The sequence below is a fragment of the Gilvimarinus sp. 1_MG-2023 genome (assembly GCF_030548285.1).
In genome coordinates this window covers 1-354 of record NZ_JAUOSC010000419.1, presented here as the reverse complement: position 1 = coordinate 354, position 354 = coordinate 1, and the positions used below count along the sequence as shown (strand labels likewise).

General features: G+C 59.0%; 1 pseudogene. It reads right to left on the bottom strand.

Going from position 1 to position 354, the window contains the following annotated elements:
* Positions 1 to 233 (bottom strand): annotated as a pseudogene (locus Q4563_RS17440) (DNA/RNA nuclease SfsA); the annotation flags it as partial.
* Positions 234 to 354 lie beyond the last annotated feature (121 nt).

Sequence of the window (354 nt, the reverse complement as noted above, 5' to 3'; positions counted from 1 at the left end):
GCTTTATACAACCCTGCCACTTCAGTCCATTCCCAGCTGTAGCGCAGTTTGCGCCTGGGGTTGGCGCTGTCCCATAACCAGACCCGGCAACCGGGATCGGCACAGCCGGTCATGGCACCGGTATTGGCGCAGTGGGCGGTGATTATATCGCCGTTGGCCAGCTCGATATCCGCCAGAAAGCGTGTGTAGCGTTTGATCAAACGGCCGGGAATCAGTGCGGAGCTGTACTTCATCCGCGTGGCACCAACCAGTCTGACAGCCGTTCGACCGCTTGCTTCAGTCGCGCCAGATCGGCGGTAAAGGCAAACCGGATATGGGTCTGGGCCTGATATTCACCAAAATCCACCCCGGGTG